The following is a 17,252-nucleotide window of genomic DNA, read 5'->3' on the forward strand; positions in this document are numbered from 1 at the left end:
GACACATATGAGTAGGCGCTCATATAATAAGAGTATAAGATATATGAATGATTGTTCATATGTTCAATTAAAGAGGTGAGCTATTATGGCTGGAAATAAAGTAGAAACACCACAAGAGACATGTTCTCAAACGATAATTCATGAAGAAGTTGTAGAGCAAGTAAAACAAACAATTCCAACTGATGAAAGTTTAAGTAAAGTAGCAGAACTATTTAAAGTATTAGGTGACCGTACACGTACGAGAATATTACATGCGCTATTTGAAGCTGAAATGTGCGTTTGTGATTTAGCTTATTTATTAGGAATGACACAATCATCTATTTCGCATCAGCTTCGTGTGTTAAAGCAAGCGAAACTTGTGAAGAATCGTAAAGAAGGAAAGGTTGTTTATTATTCGTTAGCTGACCAGCACGTAATTCATATCTTCGAGCAAGCGTTTGAACACGTAAACGAAGAAGAATAAAAAGAACGCGAGGAGGGAGAACGATGGCTGAAGCGTTAGTGAAAAAGAAACTGATGTTAGAAGGTTTAGATTGTGCGAATTGTGCAATGAAAATTGAAAAAGGTGTTGGGAATATAGAAGGAGTAAATTCTTGCTCTGTAAACTTCGCAACAAAGACAATGATCTTAGAAACAGCACAAAATAAAGAAAACGAAGTTGTTACGGAAGCAAAACAACTCGTTACAAAATTAGAACCGCATATTAAAGTGCAAGAAGAGCAAAAAAATAAAATTGCTAAAGAAGTATTTATATTAGAAGGTTTAGATTGCGCGAACTGTGCAATGAAAATTGAAAATAAAGTGAAGGAAATGCCAGCTGTCTCAGAAGCAACTGTTGATTTCGTATCGAAGAAACTACGAGTAGAAGTTGCGAATAAAAGAGAACTAGAAGCAACTGTAGCAAATATAACAAATGTCGTTCAAAAGTTAGAGCCAGATGTGAAAGTTGTTCGTGAAGAGAAGAACGGTCATGACCACGGACATAGTCACGATCATGGTGAAGCAAACGTGAAAAAGATGGTAGGGAGATTAGTGGTCGGCGGAATTTTGACAGCAATTGCTGCATTAGCGAGCTTACCACAAATGGTAACAATTCCGTTATTCGTCCTTGCTTATTTATTAATAGGTGGAGATATCGTTTGGAGAGCGGTAAGAAACATAACTCGCGGCCAAGTATTTGATGAAAACTTCTTAATGGCAATTGCAACTGTAGGAGCCTTTGCAATTCAGCAATATTCAGAAGCCGTAGCAGTAATGCTATTTTATCAAGTAGGAGAACTATTCCAAAGCATTGCGGTAAACCGCTCTCGAAAATCAATTACTTCATTAATGGATATTCGTCCTGATTATGCGAATGTAAAGATTGGGAATGAAACGAAACAAGTATCACCAGAAGATGTACAAATTGGCGATTATATTATCGTTAAGCCAGGTGAGAAAGTACCATTAGACGGAAAAGTAATTGAAGGAACATCAATGGTAGATACTTCAGCATTAACTGGTGAATCTGTACCACGTGAAGTTGAAGTTGGAAATGATGTATTAAGTGGCTTTGTGAACCAAAACGGTGTATTAACAATTGAAGTTACAAAAGAGTTTGGTGAATCAACTGTATCGAAAATTTTAGATTTAGTTCAAAATGCAAGCAGTAAAAAAGCACCAACAGAAAACTTTATTACGAAGTTTGCGCGTTACTACACTCCAGTTGTAGTTATTACAGCGGCGATCATGGCGTTTATTCCACCGCTTATTTTAGAAGGGGCTACATTCTCTGAGTGGATTTATAGAGCTTTAGTGTTCTTAGTAATCTCTTGTCCATGTGCGTTAGTTGTATCCATTCCTCTTGGATTCTTTGGAGGTATCGGTGGTGCATCTAAAAGTGGTGTGTTAGTAAAAGGTAGTAACTATTTAGAAGCTTTAAATGATGTAAAATATATTGTTTTTGACAAAACAGGAACATTAACAAAAGGTGTTTTCAAAGTTACAAAAATGGAACCGAGCGAAGGTACTACAAGCGAAGAGTTATTAGAGTATGCGGCATTTGCTGAAGTGTATTCTAACCATCCAATTGCCCAATCTATTCGAAAGGCATATGGAAAATCAATTGATGAAAAAATAATCGATGATTATAACGAAATTTCTGGTCACGGTACAGTCTTAAAAGTACAAGGAAAAGAAATTTTTGCAGGTAATGCAAAATTAATGAGAAAAGAAAATATTGAATTTAAACAACCAGAAACAGTAGGTACATTAGTTCACGTTGCTGTAGATGGAAAATATGCAGGTTATATTGTTATTTCTGATGAGGTAAAAGAGGATTCGAAACAAGCGATTCAAAAGTTAAAAGAACTAGGTATTAAAAAGACAGTAATGTTAACTGGTGATGCAAAAACAGTTGGTGAAGCTGTCGGTAAAGAATTAGGCTTAGATGAAGTTCATGCGGAATTACTACCGCAACAAAAAGTAGAAGAGATTGAAAAAATTGATGCAGCGAAGCATGGAAAAGAAAAAATTGCCTTCGTTGGTGACGGTATTAACGATACACCAGTATTAGCCCGTGCAGACGTTGGTATTGCGATGGGTGGTTTAGGATCAGATGCAGCAATTGAAGCGGCAGACATCGTTATTATGACTGATGAGCCTTCAAAAATTGCGACAGCTGTAAAAATTGCAAAACGCACAAGAAGTATAGTGTGGCAAAATATCATCTTTGCTTTAGGTGTAAAAGGGATCGTTCTATTACTTGGTGCCTTTGGTATTGCAACAATGTGGGAAGCTGTTTTCTCAGATGTTGGTGTGACACTACTTGCAGTGTTAAATGCAATGCGTGTATTACGAGTGAAAGATTTATAAAAAAGAGGACGCAACCTGCGTCCTCTTTTTTATTGGTTATTTTGTTGAAATTGATTTAATAAAATAATATCAAATATTATTTTACTTTTAAATAATATAATATTAAAATTTACAAATAAAAAACATTCGTCGTATTATTTTAATATATTTTTTACAAATATCCATATAGTATTGAAAAAACAGAGAAGGAGAAACTTCTCTGTTTACTTTTGTATGTTTTTTTCAACTTGTTCTCGAACAGTTTGAATGTAATTCATTTTATGATCCCAACATTCTTGGCTTAAATCGACAGGATACTCTTCGGGATTTAAAGTTCGCATGTATTCTTCCCAAAATAGAGCGAGACTCTGTTCATTATATTGTTGAATATCTAATATACTTGGTAGTTCATATGTTCTTTCGCCGTTAACGAAAATGTCTTTATGGAGTTCACGGGCTTCAAAGTTTGTTACGAATTTACTTATATATGTGTGAACTGGATGGAACATTTTTAAGCGCTCTTCTTTTCCAGGTTCTTCAGAATCTAACGCAATATAATCGCCTTCTGCATGATCGTTAACCCGATTGATAATACGATAAATTCGTTTCAGTCCTGGAGTGGTAATTTTTTCAGGATTAGATGAAATTTTAATCGTATCATTTAATTTTCCGTCAGTATCTTCAATTGCAACTAGTTTGTAAACAGCCCCTAATGCAGGTTGCTCAAAGGACGTAATTAATTTCGTCCCAACGCCCCATACGTCAATTTTTGCCCCTTGAGATTTAAGGTGCATAATTGTGTATTCATCTAAATCGCTAGAAGCGATAATTTTTGTATTTGTAAACCCTGATTCATCTAGTAGTTTTCGTGCCTTTTTCGATAAATAAGCCATATCACCACTATCAAGACGTATACCATAGAAATCAATACGATCCCCAAATTCTTTTGCAACACGAATTGCATTTGGAACACCAGATTTCAATGTGTCATATGTATCAACGAGAAAGACGCACTTCTTATGAGTTTCAGCGTATTTCTTAAACGCAACGTATTCATCGCGATATGCTTGAACGAAAGAGTGAGCGTGTGTGCCAGCTACAGGGATCCCGAAGCGTTTCCCAGCACGAACGTTGCTTGTAGAGGAGAAACCACCAATAAAGGCAGCGCGTGTCCCCCAAAGGGCGGCATCGAACTCATGGGCACGTCTTGTGCCGAACTCTAAAAGCTCATCATTACTTGCAGCATGTTTCATACGAGCAGCTTTTGTTGCAATTAATGTTTGGTAATTCACAATATTTAAGAGGGCGGTTTCAATAATTTGTGCTTCACCCAGTGGTGCATCAACACGTAATAAAGGCTCGTTATTAAATACAACTTCACCTTCTTGCATACTGCGAATCGTCCCAGTGAATTTCATATTTTGTAAATAATGAAGGAATTCTTCTTCAAATTTTAATTCTGCTAAATAAGCGATATCGCTTTCAGTAAAACTGAAATTTTCTATGTACTCTACAATTTTCTCAAGGCCAGCAAAAACAGCGTAGCCGTTCTCAAATGGAAGCTTTCGAAAATATAAATCAAAAACAGAACGGCGATTATGAATACCATCTTTCCAATATGTATAAGCCATGTTGATTTGATATAGGTCTGTATGTAAGGCATAACTATCGTCTTTATAATGAGTCATCGCGAGAACACCTCCATAATTTGGTTATAGTATACCAATTTTTCACCATTCGTAGCAAAGAAGAGATATTGAAGTGAAGTCAAGAGAGAAAAAAATGAAATTATGCATATTTTTTAGAAAATTTATATTTATCAATTTATATTTCTCCAGATTTTATGTATTATTAGAGTAATGGGGTAATGAGAATGGAGGAGGACAATGCAACAAACATTAGAAAAAATAGGCAAACAAGTCTTTTACAAACGGCTTCAGCAAAAAATGACACAAGAAGAATTATGTCAGGGCATTTGTTCTGTCTCATACTTAAGTAAGATTGAAAATGGAAAGATCGAAGCATCAGAAGAAATTCTACAATTGCTCTGCACAAGACTAGAAATTGCCGTGACGGATTTGAGAGATGTAGAAGAAGATGTGAAGGGGAAGCTGGATGAATGGTTAAATGCACTAGTTCATTTAGACAAGCAACAAGTAGAACGTATATATGAAGAGTTGCAAGGTGAAATGAAGCATGTGTTGGATTTTGAAATTATAAATTATTATAAACTGCTGTATACGCGATATTTAATTATGAAAAGGGACTTAGTAGCTCTTGAAGAAGAATTGGATAAGTTGAAAAAGGTGTATAAAAAATATTCACCATTTCAAAAAATGCTTTATACGTATAGTAGGGCGTTATTATATTCTTTACAGTATAAATATACACAGGCTTTGGAGTACTTACTGCAAACGGAAACCATGGCGAAGGCACTGGGCTATTATGAAACGGGGATATATTATAATTTAGCGCTCACATATAGTCAGATGGAAATAGACCACATGACTTTATACTTTGCCAATGTTGCGTTAGAAGGCTTTAAGAGTGAGTATAAGTTTAGAAATATAATTAATTGTAAATTTCTAATTGCATTTAGTTATACTCGAAAAAAACAATATAATGAAGCGATGGAAATCTATAATCATATTCTAAGAGAAGCAAATTCTTTTGCGGATAAAGATAATATTATGTCAATCGCTTTAAATAATATTGGTTATTTGTATTACCGTCAAAAGAATTATGTGAAGGCAAAAGAGTATTATATAGAATGTTTAAAGTATAAAAAAGAAGAGGATATGAATTATATTGATGCTATGTATGAACTATCCTTACAATGTATTCAATTGGGAGAATTTGAAGACGCGAAGAAATGGATTGAAAAAGGTATTTTTGCTGCAAAGAAAGCTGAAAGATACAAAGGAATGTTATATTTACTATTAAGTTTACAATATAAGTATTTTGAAAAAAGAGATACTTATAAAAGGTTTTTGGAAACAGAGGTAGTTCCTTTTTTTAAAGCTGAAAACAATATAAAAGATTTGAAAACTATATATTTAGAGTTGGCGGAGTACTTAGAAGAATGCGCAGATTTTAAAGAAAGTAATTATTATTATAAATTAGCAATAAAATTATTAGAAGAATAAAAAGGAGTGAGATTATGAAAAAGTTTATTGTAGGAACATTTGTAATTATGTCAATTGCGGCGATAGTATTAGATATTCAGTATGCTTGGAAACCAGATGTCCTTGGTCAAGAAGCTAAAACCGTTGAACAAATTAATTCATAATGAAGAAACCCCTTTCCAATCGGAAAGGGGTTTTTCAATATTTGTTCCTCAAAATTCTACAAAACTTGAGAAAATAATTATTTGAATTTTTAGTATATTAATAGTGGAAACATAATGCTAATATGAAACTACTCTTTTTCAAAAAAAATTTTTATTAGGGGGAAGGTTCATGAAAAAGAAAAGTTTAGCGTTAGTGTTAGCGACAGGAATGGCAGTTACAACGTTTGGAGGGACAGGCTCTGCATTTGCGGATTCTAAAAATGTACTCTCTACGAAGAAGTACAATGAGACAGTGCAGTCACCTGAGTTTATTTCTGGTGATCTAACTGGAGCGACTGGTAAGAAAGCAGAATCTGTTGTGTTTGATTACTTAAACGCAGCAAAAGGTGATTACAAGCTAGGGGAAAAGAGTGCGCAAGATTCTTTCAAAGTGAAACAAGTGAAGAAAGATGCTGTAACTGATTCAACAGTAGTACGTATGCAACAAGTCTACGAAGGAGTACCTGTATGGGGTTCTACTCAAGTAGCTCACGTAAGTAAAGACGGTTCTTTAAAAGTATTGTCTGGAACAGTTGCACCTGATTTAGACAAAAAGGAAAAGTTAAAAAATAAAAATAAGATTGAAGGCGCAAAAGCAATTGAAATCGCGCAGCAAGATTTAGGGGTAACACCGAAATATGAGGTAGAACCAAAAGCGGACTTATATGTATATCAAAATGGTGAAGAAACAACATATGCATATGTTGTAAATCTAAATTTCTTAGATCCAAGTCCAGGAAACTACTACTATTTCATTGAAGCAGACAGCGGTAAAGTATTAAATAAATATAATAAATTGGATCATGTAGCAAATGAAGATAAATCACCAATTAAGCAAGAGGCTCCTAAACAGGATGCGAAAGCAGTAGTAAAACCTGTAACAGGAACAAATAAAGTAGGAACTGGTAAAGGTGTATTAGGAGATACGAAATCACTCAATACAACATTATCTGGCTCATCTTACTACTTACAAGATAATACGCGCGGAGCAACGATTTTCACATATGATGCGAAAAATCGTACTACATTGCCAGGAACTTTATGGGTAGATGCAGATAATGTTTTCAATGCAGCGTATGATGCAGCGGCAGTAGATGCTCATTACTATGCAGGTAAAACATATGATTATTATAAAGCTACATTTAATAGAAACTCTATTAATGATGCAGGGGCACCGTTAAAATCAACAGTTCATTACGGAAGTAAGTATAATAATGCATTCTGGAACGGCTCACAAATGGTATACGGAGATGGAGATGGTGTAACATTCACTTCATTATCTGGTGGAATTGACGTAATTGGTCACGAATTAACGCATGCTGTTACGGAAAATAGCTCGGACTTAATTTATCAAAATGAATCAGGAGCGTTAAATGAAGCGATTTCTGATATCTTTGGTACTTTAGTAGAATTCTATGATAACCGTAACCCAGATTGGGAGATTGGTGAAGATATTTACACGCCTGGTAAAGCAGGAGATGCGCTTCGCTCTATGAGTGATCCAGCGAAATATGGTGACCCAGACCATTATTCTAAGCGTTACACTGGTACTAGTGATAACGGTGGGGTTCATACAAACAGTGGTATCATTAATAAACAAGCTTATTTATTAGCAAATGGTGGTACGCATTCGGGTGTAACTGTAACGGGCATTGGTAAAGATAAGTTAGGTGCAATTTATTACCGTGCAAACACACAATATTTCACGCAATCTACTACATTTAGCCAAGCTCGTGCTGGTGCAGTACAAGCTGCAGCTGATTTATATGGTGCGACTTCTGCGGAAGTAGCGGCAGTTAAGCAATCGTTTAGTGCTGTTGGTATTAACTAAGGATTTAAAGGATAGCTATTAATAAAATACCTCAAAAATAAAGAAGGAGCATAGGCTCCTTCTTTATTTTTTTCTCCATTTTTTCCACAAATAATATAATCCGATACAACCTGCGATTGTCACAATCCACTTCGCTTCATTTGTTCCGTTCATGACTTGGTATGCCGAATATACTTCAATCAATAATGCCGGTATTTTACCTACTGTACTGGCAATACTGAAGGAGAGTAATGACATTTTCCCTAGAGCTGCAAATAAAGTCACGATACTTGATGGGATGAAAGGTATCAATCGAAACGATAGAACGAGTAGAAAGGCCTCTCTACCTTGTACATAAAGAAGACGCTCTACCTTTGGGTACTTATTTACTTTATCGTGAGTGAACTTTTGAAGGCCTATGCGGTAAATATAAAACGAGATAATAGCCCCTAAGGCCTCACCTGCGATCGAAATGATTGTGCCATTTGTTACACCGAAGAGCTGTATATTAATGGCGGTTAAAAAGATGCTAGGAATAACGCCTAAAAGACTAATGATGATGTTAATTAAGATACTAAGTGGAATTGCGATTGAATAGTATTCTGTTAAGAAATTTTGAATCGTTTCAGCCATTGTTTAAAATCCTTTATCTTTTTTTGCATTACACCATATTTCGTTTGTATAGGCAAGGGTAAATTTACATAATGTAGAAAAACGTTGATAAGAAGGGGTCTTTATACCTTATGTGGGTATTGGGTATATAAAAACAGGGGTATTTTAAAATGTTTTGAAAAACACTATAAAAACCTTTGTATGAAAGAGTTTTATAGTTATATTATCATTGTTTTTATATGGGAAATAATCATAAAATATAGGGGGTATATATTATAAAAGTCGAAAAATAGAGGATTGATGAAATTGCGCGGGTAAATATGGAAAAATAGATGAAAAAAATGAAAACTGATAGATTTTTTCGTTGTGAAATTGACTTTTAGTGAAGTTGCGATAATAATCATGAAAGAGGTGATATGATGAAACGAATAAGTAGTCTTTTCTTGAGTGGTTTATTGGCACTAATGCTGATCTTAAGTGGATGTGCAGGAAAAGAACAAAAAACAGAGAAACAAACAGGGAATCAATCGACATCAGTAGAAAAAATTAGTGATAATATTTTAGATGAAATGGAAGGGCCACCTAAAAATGGTCATACGATTGAAAGACATGTAGGCAAATCAGAAGAAGATTTGAAGAATCGCTTGAAGACAGATAAAGTATCAGCAGCAAGTACATACTATGACAAGGAAACAGCAACGAAAGCTGTAAAAGATAGTTTGAAGCAGCATGATAAGGAAATTCAAGACTGGTTAAAAAATTCTAAAGAGGCTCGTCTCGTATTAAATACAACACATTCATTCCCGGTTGGAAAAACGGTAATAAAGAAAAATATGAGTGTAAAAGACAAGTTGGTAAAAACTGTTACTGTTTTAGCAAGAGATAAGTCAGGAGAATTAGGGTTTAAGATTATTACTTCTTATCCATCTGATAAATAAGAAGGGGGAGTACATTATGTATACGACATTACAATACTTTCTTAAATCGTACTGTACGTTAAGTATTCATGAGGATGAAATAGTAAGCGTGATGGAAGAGTTTATTGAACAAGAAGACGAAGAAATCGTTTTGAAATTACGTGATGAATTAATAAATATGAAGAAAAAGAACGTGTGGGAAGAGGCGTGTGTATTAGCTGCGAAGGAAGGGAATCGTATGTGGTCTTTAGAAGAAACGAAAGACCATCTTGAAACTTTTTTACTATTACTGCAAAAGAAAAAGGCGTGATTAAATCACGCCTTTTTCTTTATGCTATTCGGTTGATATTATCTATTCTTTTGGAGCGCTTTTATATACGCTTTTTGAAATTTGTCCATTTGATATTACTGCCCCGTTTTGTGTTACTTTTTTATACGTAACCGCTGTGATTTTATCACTAGTCCTACTAATTACTTGGGAAGAAACTTCAACATTTTTACCAGTATTTGTACCGAAAATGCGTGTAGTAATACTACCTCCATTTGAAAATGCTTGAATATAAATATGATTGCCCGTATTATTTTTAAATTTTAAATCTGGACCATAATCTGCTACTGCTGCATCTTGCCCAAGTGGTAAATAATTTACCGGCATAGAATGATTGCTTCGAGAAACAATGCCTAAATCTGCCCTTAAAGCTGCGCTGTATAAAGTACTACTGACTTGGCAAACTCCTCCGCCTGCACTTTGTATTACTTTACCTTGTGAATATACTGCTGCAGATTTGTAACCATGTGCAGCATCAGTTACGCCAACGCGGCCGTTAAAACTAAACGTTTCATCAGGTGCGACAATAACCCCACTTAAAGTATTGGCTGACTTATTTACGTTAAATGATTGATTTCCGTTACGGCCGGCCATTGGAGTAGAATATTCAGCGATGACTTCTTTAATACCCATTTTCTGTATGTCTTCTGTAGAACGTTCTGGTTTTATAAATGTAACTGGCAATGTAACATCTGATTTACCAGTAGTAATAGCTTCGTTTGTTAAATCGTTTAGTTTCCCTTTATCAATTTTTTCTCCGTTTTGGCTTTGACTAACATTTACTGTTGAGCCTTCAATACTCAATTCTGCATTAACAGGATTTTTTAATGTTTCATTATATTTATCTTTTATAAAGGTTTCATAAGCTGTTGCATTTAATTGTGGTGTTAATTTATAGTCACGTTTTAATTCACCGTTTTCAGCTTGCTTACGCATTTTGTAACGATCCATTACGTTTCCTTCTTGTTCTTTGAAGATTTTGTCAATAATATCTTTCTCTTTATAATTTATCCCTAAATCTTTCCATGTGTAAGTTTGTTTATCGTTTTGGAATATGTAGGTAAGGGATTTTTGATCTAACTCAGTTACCTTTTGATTAATAATTGCTTGAATATCTTTCTTATTTTTTCCTTCGAGAGAAATACCTTCAAATGTAGTATTTGGTAATGCAGTAGTATCTAATTGATTATTTAATTTGGATACATATTGATATCCCCCAACACCGCCTACACAAAGTAATATGCCCCCAGCAATTGCAGAACCAATCAGTATTTTACTTAGCTTCATTTATTTCCCCCCAGAAATTTATGTATAAATATATGTATTACATTTTTTGTATAAAAATGATGAAAATAACATTATGTACGTACTAGTATACTATTATTTTCACTGTGTGTGTAATGTTTTCATAAAAAATGTTACATCTCTGTAATAATTGTCACTTCTTGTCACAATGTGTATGAAAAATATGTTGAAAAATATAATAAAAAGGCTGTCTAGAAAGATCTAGCAGCCTTTTTATTATAATTTTTTATGTTCATTTTTATTCGTAACACCGAGATGTTTTTGAAGGGTAGTTGAAATAGTGTCGACGCTTTTTTCATTTGGAACGTAATAATAAATACCACCTATATATTTATCTGTACCTTCTACTTGCATTTTTTCCATCTTTAAATTTGAATCCATTGAATTTTTTGTAATTGTCATCATATCATCAAACGTTAAATTGGTTTTTAAATCCTTATCGACAGCGTCTAGTAGGCCACCGATTTTATTAATGGAATTAAGAGATAGTGCCTTTTCAGCAATGGCCTCTAATACAAGCTGTTGTCGTTGGCCACGCATATAATCACTATCGATATGACGAGTTCTAGCTAGCGCCAATGCTTCTTCTCCATTTAAATGTTGACGTCCTTTTTTAAGATGAATTGCATCTGCTTCATCTTTACTATTTTGCTCTGTGAACTCAACTGGAACGTCTACAGTAATACCACCAAGAGAATCAACAATTTTAATAAAGGATTTAAAGTTGAATTTTACATAGTAATCAACTGGAACATCTAAAAAGTTCTCTACCGTATCAATTGTGCTGTCTACACCACCGAATACGTGCGCATGTGTAATTTTATCGTATTTATCACGTGATTTAATGTAGACGCGTGAGTCACGTGGAATGCTTACAAGTTTAACGGATTTATCGTTTTTATTAATTGTTGCAAGTAATAACGCATCTGTTCGAGTCGCTTTTCCATAACCTTTTTCCCTAATTTCACTTTCATCAACACCCATAATAAGTACGGAAATGTTGTCGGTCATAGGTTTAACAGCTTTTTCACGTTTACTGGACTTATCTCCTCGACCTAGTTCAGCATAAGCATTATTTAAGACGGACTTTGCTTTACTGTATATATGGAAGGAGTAGCCTCCTGCTCCAAGTGCTACAATTAGTAATGGAATAAGAAGGAACCAAAGTAGGCGTTTTTTCTTTGAGCGTCCTTTTTTGGCTCGCGTATTGTTGTTCGTGTCGGATTTCATCATTTTTTCTCCTTTAAAACTATCAAAGTGTATACATTTAGAAGTGTATTCAAACACATAAAAAATATTTTACGCTAAATAAAAGCGATTGTACATGTATAAAAAATAGATGTCTTGATTATTTATAAGACACCTATTCGTTATTGTATACAAAAGATAGGGATAAGAAAATGATAAAATTTTACCTAATTACAACATAATGCTTACGATAATTGCAGATAAAATGCTAACGAGAGTAGCTCCATATAGTAATTTAAGGCCAAACCTCGCAACAACGTTTCCTTGTTCCTCGTTTAGTCCTTTTACCGCACCTGAAATAATACCAATGGAAGAGAAATTGGCAAAAGACACAAGGAAAACAGAAATAATACCAACTGTACGGGGAGAAAGGCTATTAGAAATTTTACTGAGGTCCATCATTGCAACAAATTCATTCGTTACAAGCTTCGTTGCCATAATGCTGCCAGCTGCGACAATTTCAGAACTTGGTACACCGATAAGGAATGCGATAGGTGCAAATACATAGCCGATTAATTGTTGGAACGTAATACCGAATATAATGAGGAACAGGTCATTAATACAACTAATTAATGCGACGAATCCGATGAGCATAGCGCCGACAACAATGGCTACACGAAAACCATCAAGAATGTATTCTCCAAGCATTTCAAAAAAGCTTTGTTTTTCACCTTTGATTTCTAAAATATCTTCGTCATCTTTAACGTCGTAAGGGTTAATGATGAGTACGATAATAAAACCGCTAAATAAATTGAGAACGAGTGCAGTTACTACATATTTAGGTTCAATCATTGTCATATAGGCACCTACGATAGACATAGATACGGTTGACATAGCAGAGGCACAAAGTGTATAAAGACGGTGTTTTGGAATTTGAGCTAATTGCTTTTTCACTGTAATAAAAACTTCTGATTGGCCGACAATGGCAGAGGCAATAGCGTTGTAAGATTCTAATTTCCCAAGACCATTTATTTTACTAAGAAAGTACCCGATCCAATGAATAAAAAATGGTAGTATTTTGAAATGTTGTAATATGCCAATTAAAACAGAAATAAAGACGATTGGTAATAATACATTAAGGAAAAATGGCATTTCACCTTTATTTGCAAGACCACCAAATACGAAATTTATTCCATCAGCAGCATACTCGAGTAGCTTGGTAAACAAACTGGAAATGATTCTAATTAGTATGAGGCCGACTTCTGTATTTAGTAGTAAATAGGTTAAAATTAACTGTATAATAAGCATGATAAAAATTGGTTTAAATTTAATATGCTTCTTATTATTGCTAGCAATATAAGCGAGCAAGAAAACAACAATTAGTCCGACGAAAAAAGTAATGAATTTCATGATAAGCCCCCTAAAAGAGATATTCTGCTATATATGTTTTTCATTTCAAGAGAGAATATGCATCTTTGGTAAAGAAAGGAATAGAGAGAGTATGAATATATGTAGAGTGCATCACGTTGCAATTATTTGTTCGAATTATGAGACGTCAAAGTATTTTTATACTATAATATTAGGATTTAAAGAACTGAATGAAGTATATAGAAAGGAACGAGATTCTTATAAATTAGATTTATGTGTAGGAGAAGAGTATCAAATCGAATTATTTTCATTTCCAAATCCGCCTGAGCGCAAAAGTTTTCCAGAAGCAGCAGGTCTTAGACATTTAGCATTTGCTGTTACAAATATAGAAGAAGCTGTGAAGCATTTAAATCAATGTGGTGTTGAGACAGAATCGATCCGTATTGATGAAATAACGGAGAAGAAATTCGTCTTTTTCCAAGATCCCGATGGTTTACCTTTAGAATTGTATGAGGTTTGAAAATTGGTGGATTTTATATAGAGTTGCTTTCCAATAATTGAAGAAACTAAAGTGAAACTTCTTTTTAAAAGGAGGTGTAGCTTTAGCTAAGAAAGCTAAAGGACATATGTGGATATTTTAAAATTATTGATGGTAGTCATTCTTATTGGGTTAACAGCATTTTTTGTGGCTGTTGAGTTTGCAATTATTAAGGTACGTAGCAGTCGTATTGATCAACTCGTTAGCGAAAAAAGACGAGGTGCACTGGCAGCTAAAAAGGTAACTTCAAATTTAGATGAATATTTATCGGCCTGTCAGCTAGGTATTACAATTACTGCTTTAGGGCTCGGGTGGTTAGGGGAACCAACTATTAAACATTTACTCGAGCCGTTGTTTTTAAAATTACAATTCTCACCTGCAATTTCCAGTACAGTTTCATTTATTATTGCCTTTGCAGTAATTACATTTTTACATGTTGTCATTGGGGAACTTGCTCCAAAGACATTTGCTATACAAAAAGCAGAACAAGTTAGCTTATTGTTATCGAAACCACTTATTTATTTTTACCGAGTTATGTATCCGTTTATTTGGGCTTTGAATGGTTCAGCGAGGGTTGTTACTGGTTTATTCGGATTACATCCAGCTTCTGAACATGAAGTAGCTCATTCAGAAGAAGAATTAAGGTTAATCTTATCTGAGAGCTATGAGAGCGGAGAGATTAACCAAAGGGAATTTAAATATGTAAATAATATTTTTGAATTTGATAATAGAGTAGCAAAAGAAATTATGGTACCTCGTACGGAAGTTGTAGGCTTATATGAGGACGAACCATTTGAAACACATATTAAAGTAATCGCACAAGAAAAGTACACGAGATATCCTGTATTTGGTGAAGATAAAGATGAAATTATTGGGATGGTTAATGTAAAAGATTTATTTATTCGTTATATGGATGGGAATCGGGACGAGGAGTGCTCGATTATGCCATATACAAGGCCAGTTATTGAAGTGCTAGAAAATATTCCAATTCATGATTTGCTATTACAAATGCAAAGAAAACACATTCCATTAGCTGTATTGTATGATGAATATGGTGGTACAGCAGGGATTGTTACACTAGAAGATATTTTAGAAGAAATTGTTGGAGAAATTCGAGATGAATACGATGAAGATGAGAATCCACCTATAGAGCATGTAAGTGAAGGGTATAAAATCGTAGAGGGAAAAGTGCTTATTAGTGAAGTAAATGATTTGCTTGGCATACATTTAATTGCTGATGATGTAGATACAATTGGTGGCTGGATTATGGTACAAAAACAAATCGTTGCTGAAGGAGATGTTATTGAGAAACACGGTTTTTATTTTAAAGTCCTTGAAAAGGATATGCATCAAATTAAACGAGTGGAAATAAGGAAAGTAGAAGAATGATTTTCTATAAACTTTAATAAAAAGGATATACAGAAAAATAAATGTTTGCGCTTTCAAAAAAGGTGCTATATAGTGAAGGTGGATACTGAAAAATTCTTCTGAATGATACTCGTGTTTTTAGAGGGCGGATTTTTTGGATAAGGATTTAGAATGAAAAAGTATAGGTGATAAAAATGATAGCAACGAAGGATATACGTATAGAAAAAGATTTTTTAGGTGAAAAAGAAGTACCAAGTGCAGCTTATTATGGTGTACAAACATTACGTGCCGTAGAAAACTTCCCAATTACAGGATATCGCATTCATCCATCACTCATTACAGCAATGGCAATTGTGAAAAAAGCGGCGGCGCTTGCGAATATAGATACTGGTTACTTAGCTAAAGACATTGGATATGAAATTGCAGAAGCAGCGCAAGAAATTGTTGATGGAAAGTTTCATGATCAATTTATCGTGGATCCTATTCAAGGCGGAGCCGGAACTTCTATTAATATGAATACAAATGAAGTAATTGCGAATAGAGCGTTAGAACGTATGGGATATGAAAAAGGGGCGTATGCGAAAATTAGCCCAAACACTCATGTGAACATGGCCCAATCAACGAACGATGCGTTTCCAACAGGGATTCATATTGCAACTCTTATGATGTTAGAAAAGCTTCTTATTACAATGGAAGAACTTCATTCTGCTTTTCGTAAAAAAGCAAAAGAGTTTGATCACGTTATTAAAATGGGACGCACACATTTACAAGATGCAGTTCCAATTCGCCTTGGGCAAGAATTTGAAGCGTATAGCCGAGTGCTTGCGCGTGATATAAAAAGAATTAAACAGTCTCGTCAACATTTATATGAAGTGAATATGGGGGCGACAGCTGTTGGTACAGGATTAAATGCAAATCCTACGTATATTGAACAAGTAGTAAAACATTTAAGAACGTTTAGTGGATTCCCACTTGTTGGTGCAGAGCATTTAGTTGATGCAACGCAAAATACAGATGCATACACAGAAGTATCTGCAGCACTTAAAGTATGTATGATGAACATGTCTAAAATTGCAAACGATCTTCGTATTATGGCGTCTGGTCCACGTGTTGGGTTAGCTGAAATTCAATTGCCAGCACGTCAGCCGGGTTCATCGATTATGCCAGGTAAAGTAAATCCAGTTATGGCAGAAGTGATTAACCAAGTCGCATTCCAAGTAATCGGAAACGATCATACAATTTGCTTAGCATCAGAAGCAGGACAATTAGAGTTAAACGTAATGGAGCCTGTGCTTGTATTTAATTTAATTCAATCTATAAGTATTATGAATAATGGATTCCGTGTATTCCGTGAATATTGTATTGAAGGAATTACAGCAAATGAAGAATTGCTGAAGCAATATGTTGAGAAAAGTGTTGGAATTATTACAGCAGTTAATCCTCATATTGGTTATGAAGCAGCATCTCGTATTGCACGTGAAGCAATTGAAACAGGAAAATCTGTTAGGGAGTTATGTTTAGAACATGGTGTACTGACAGAAGAGGAATTGGATATTATTTTAGATCCATTCGAAATGACTCACCCTGAAATTGCTGGAGCTTCTTTATTAAAAAATAAAAAAATGTAATGTGAAAAACACCAATCCATTTGGATCGGT

At 34.5% G+C, this 17,252-nt stretch carries 15 protein-coding genes; 10 read left to right on the forward strand and 5 right to left on the reverse strand.

What is annotated here, in order from left to right; all coding sequences use genetic code 11:
* The first annotated feature begins 85 nt into the window (after positions 1-85).
* Both MHH27_RS03425 and MHH27_RS03430 read left to right on the forward strand, forming a co-directional pair.
* Positions 86-463, forward strand: a complete 378-nt coding sequence (locus MHH27_RS03425; RefSeq protein ID WP_000918378.1) for an ArsR/SmtB family transcription factor — start codon at positions 86-88, stop codon at positions 461-463.
* Between the two features lie 23 nt (positions 464-486).
* The gene (locus MHH27_RS03430; RefSeq protein ID WP_340941633.1) at positions 487-2,853 is read left to right on the forward strand and encodes a heavy metal translocating P-type ATPase; all 2,367 of its coding nucleotides are present in this window, start codon (positions 487-489) and stop codon (positions 2,851-2,853) included.
* A 203-nt stretch (positions 2,854-3,056) separates the two neighbouring features.
* Here the strand turns inward: MHH27_RS03430 and MHH27_RS03435 are convergent, their stop codons facing one another.
* The gene (locus MHH27_RS03435) at positions 3,057-4,520 is read right to left on the reverse strand and encodes a nicotinate phosphoribosyltransferase (RefSeq protein ID WP_000150177.1); all 1,464 of its coding nucleotides are present in this window, start codon (positions 4,518-4,520) and stop codon (positions 3,057-3,059) included.
* Positions 4,521-4,718: 198 nt separating this feature from the next.
* Here MHH27_RS03435 and MHH27_RS03440 point away from each other — a divergent pair, with 198 nt between their 5' ends.
* The 3 genes from MHH27_RS03440 (at position 4,719) to MHH27_RS03450 (ending at position 7,991) form a co-directional block, all read left to right on the forward strand.
* Entirely contained in the window at positions 4,719-5,978 is a 1,260-nt protein-coding gene (locus MHH27_RS03440) for a tetratricopeptide repeat protein (RefSeq protein ID WP_061661011.1), read from the forward strand.
* Between the two features lie 14 nt (positions 5,979-5,992).
* Entirely contained in the window at positions 5,993-6,121 is a 129-nt protein-coding gene (locus MHH27_RS03445; RefSeq protein ID WP_000713580.1) for an NprX family peptide pheromone, read from the forward strand.
* A gap of 169 nt (positions 6,122-6,290) precedes the next feature.
* Positions 6,291-7,991 (forward strand): M4 family metallopeptidase, encoded by a 1,701-nt coding sequence (locus MHH27_RS03450; RefSeq protein ID WP_000730376.1) that lies wholly within the window; start codon positions 6,291-6,293, stop codon positions 7,989-7,991.
* 63 nt (positions 7,992-8,054) lie between these two features.
* Here the strand turns inward: MHH27_RS03450 and MHH27_RS03455 are convergent, their stop codons facing one another.
* Entirely contained in the window at positions 8,055-8,603 is a 549-nt protein-coding gene (locus MHH27_RS03455) for a TVP38/TMEM64 family protein (protein ID WP_098251333.1), read from the reverse strand.
* A 398-nt stretch (positions 8,604-9,001) separates the two neighbouring features.
* On the opposite strand from MHH27_RS03455, the gene MHH27_RS03460 reads away from it, so the two are divergent.
* Together MHH27_RS03460 and MHH27_RS03465 are read left to right on the forward strand one after the other, a co-directional pair.
* A complete protein-coding gene (locus MHH27_RS03460) occupies positions 9,002-9,520 on the forward strand; it encodes an RNase A-like domain-containing lipoprotein (protein ID WP_000822706.1) in 519 nt (172 codons plus the stop codon).
* Positions 9,521-9,536: 16 nt separating this feature from the next.
* Entirely contained in the window at positions 9,537-9,809 is a 273-nt protein-coding gene (locus MHH27_RS03465; protein WP_000288806.1) for a hypothetical protein, read from the forward strand.
* A gap of 42 nt (positions 9,810-9,851) precedes the next feature.
* On the opposite strand, the gene MHH27_RS03470 is transcribed toward MHH27_RS03465, so the two are convergent.
* From MHH27_RS03470 to MHH27_RS03480, 3 genes are all read right to left on the reverse strand, one after another.
* The gene (locus MHH27_RS03470; RefSeq protein WP_098251334.1) at positions 9,852-11,114 is read right to left on the reverse strand and encodes a VanW family protein; all 1,263 of its coding nucleotides are present in this window, start codon (positions 11,112-11,114) and stop codon (positions 9,852-9,854) included.
* A 234-nt stretch (positions 11,115-11,348) separates the two neighbouring features.
* Complete coding sequence (locus tag MHH27_RS03475) at positions 11,349-12,365, reverse strand: LCP family protein (protein WP_002153524.1); 1,017 nt, start codon at positions 12,363-12,365, stop codon at positions 11,349-11,351.
* 186 nt (positions 12,366-12,551) lie between these two features.
* Positions 12,552-13,730, reverse strand: a complete 1,179-nt coding sequence (locus MHH27_RS03480; protein WP_000668875.1) for a NupC/NupG family nucleoside CNT transporter — start codon at positions 13,728-13,730, stop codon at positions 12,552-12,554.
* Positions 13,731-13,821: 91 nt separating this feature from the next.
* Between MHH27_RS03480 and gloA2 the strand changes: the two genes are divergently transcribed.
* The 3 genes from gloA2 (at position 13,822) to aspA (ending at position 17,222) form a co-directional block, all read left to right on the forward strand.
* The gene (gene gloA2 / locus MHH27_RS03485; RefSeq protein ID WP_098251335.1) at positions 13,822-14,208 is read left to right on the forward strand and encodes an SMU1112c/YaeR family gloxylase I-like metalloprotein; all 387 of its coding nucleotides are present in this window, start codon (positions 13,822-13,824) and stop codon (positions 14,206-14,208) included.
* A 108-nt stretch (positions 14,209-14,316) separates the two neighbouring features.
* On the forward strand, positions 14,317-15,615 hold the full coding sequence (locus MHH27_RS03490; protein ID WP_000353320.1) for a hemolysin family protein: 1,299 nt from the start codon (positions 14,317-14,319) through the stop codon (positions 15,613-15,615).
* Between the two features lie 173 nt (positions 15,616-15,788).
* Positions 15,789-17,222 (forward strand): aspartate ammonia-lyase, encoded by a 1,434-nt coding sequence (aspA, locus tag MHH27_RS03495; RefSeq protein ID WP_075718941.1) that lies wholly within the window; start codon positions 15,789-15,791, stop codon positions 17,220-17,222.
* Positions 17,223-17,252: the final 30 nt, after the last annotated feature.

The organism is Bacillus sp. FSL L8-0152, assembly GCF_038006365.1.
GTDB lineage: Bacteria > Bacillota > Bacilli > Bacillales > Bacillaceae_G > Bacillus_A > Bacillus_A cereus.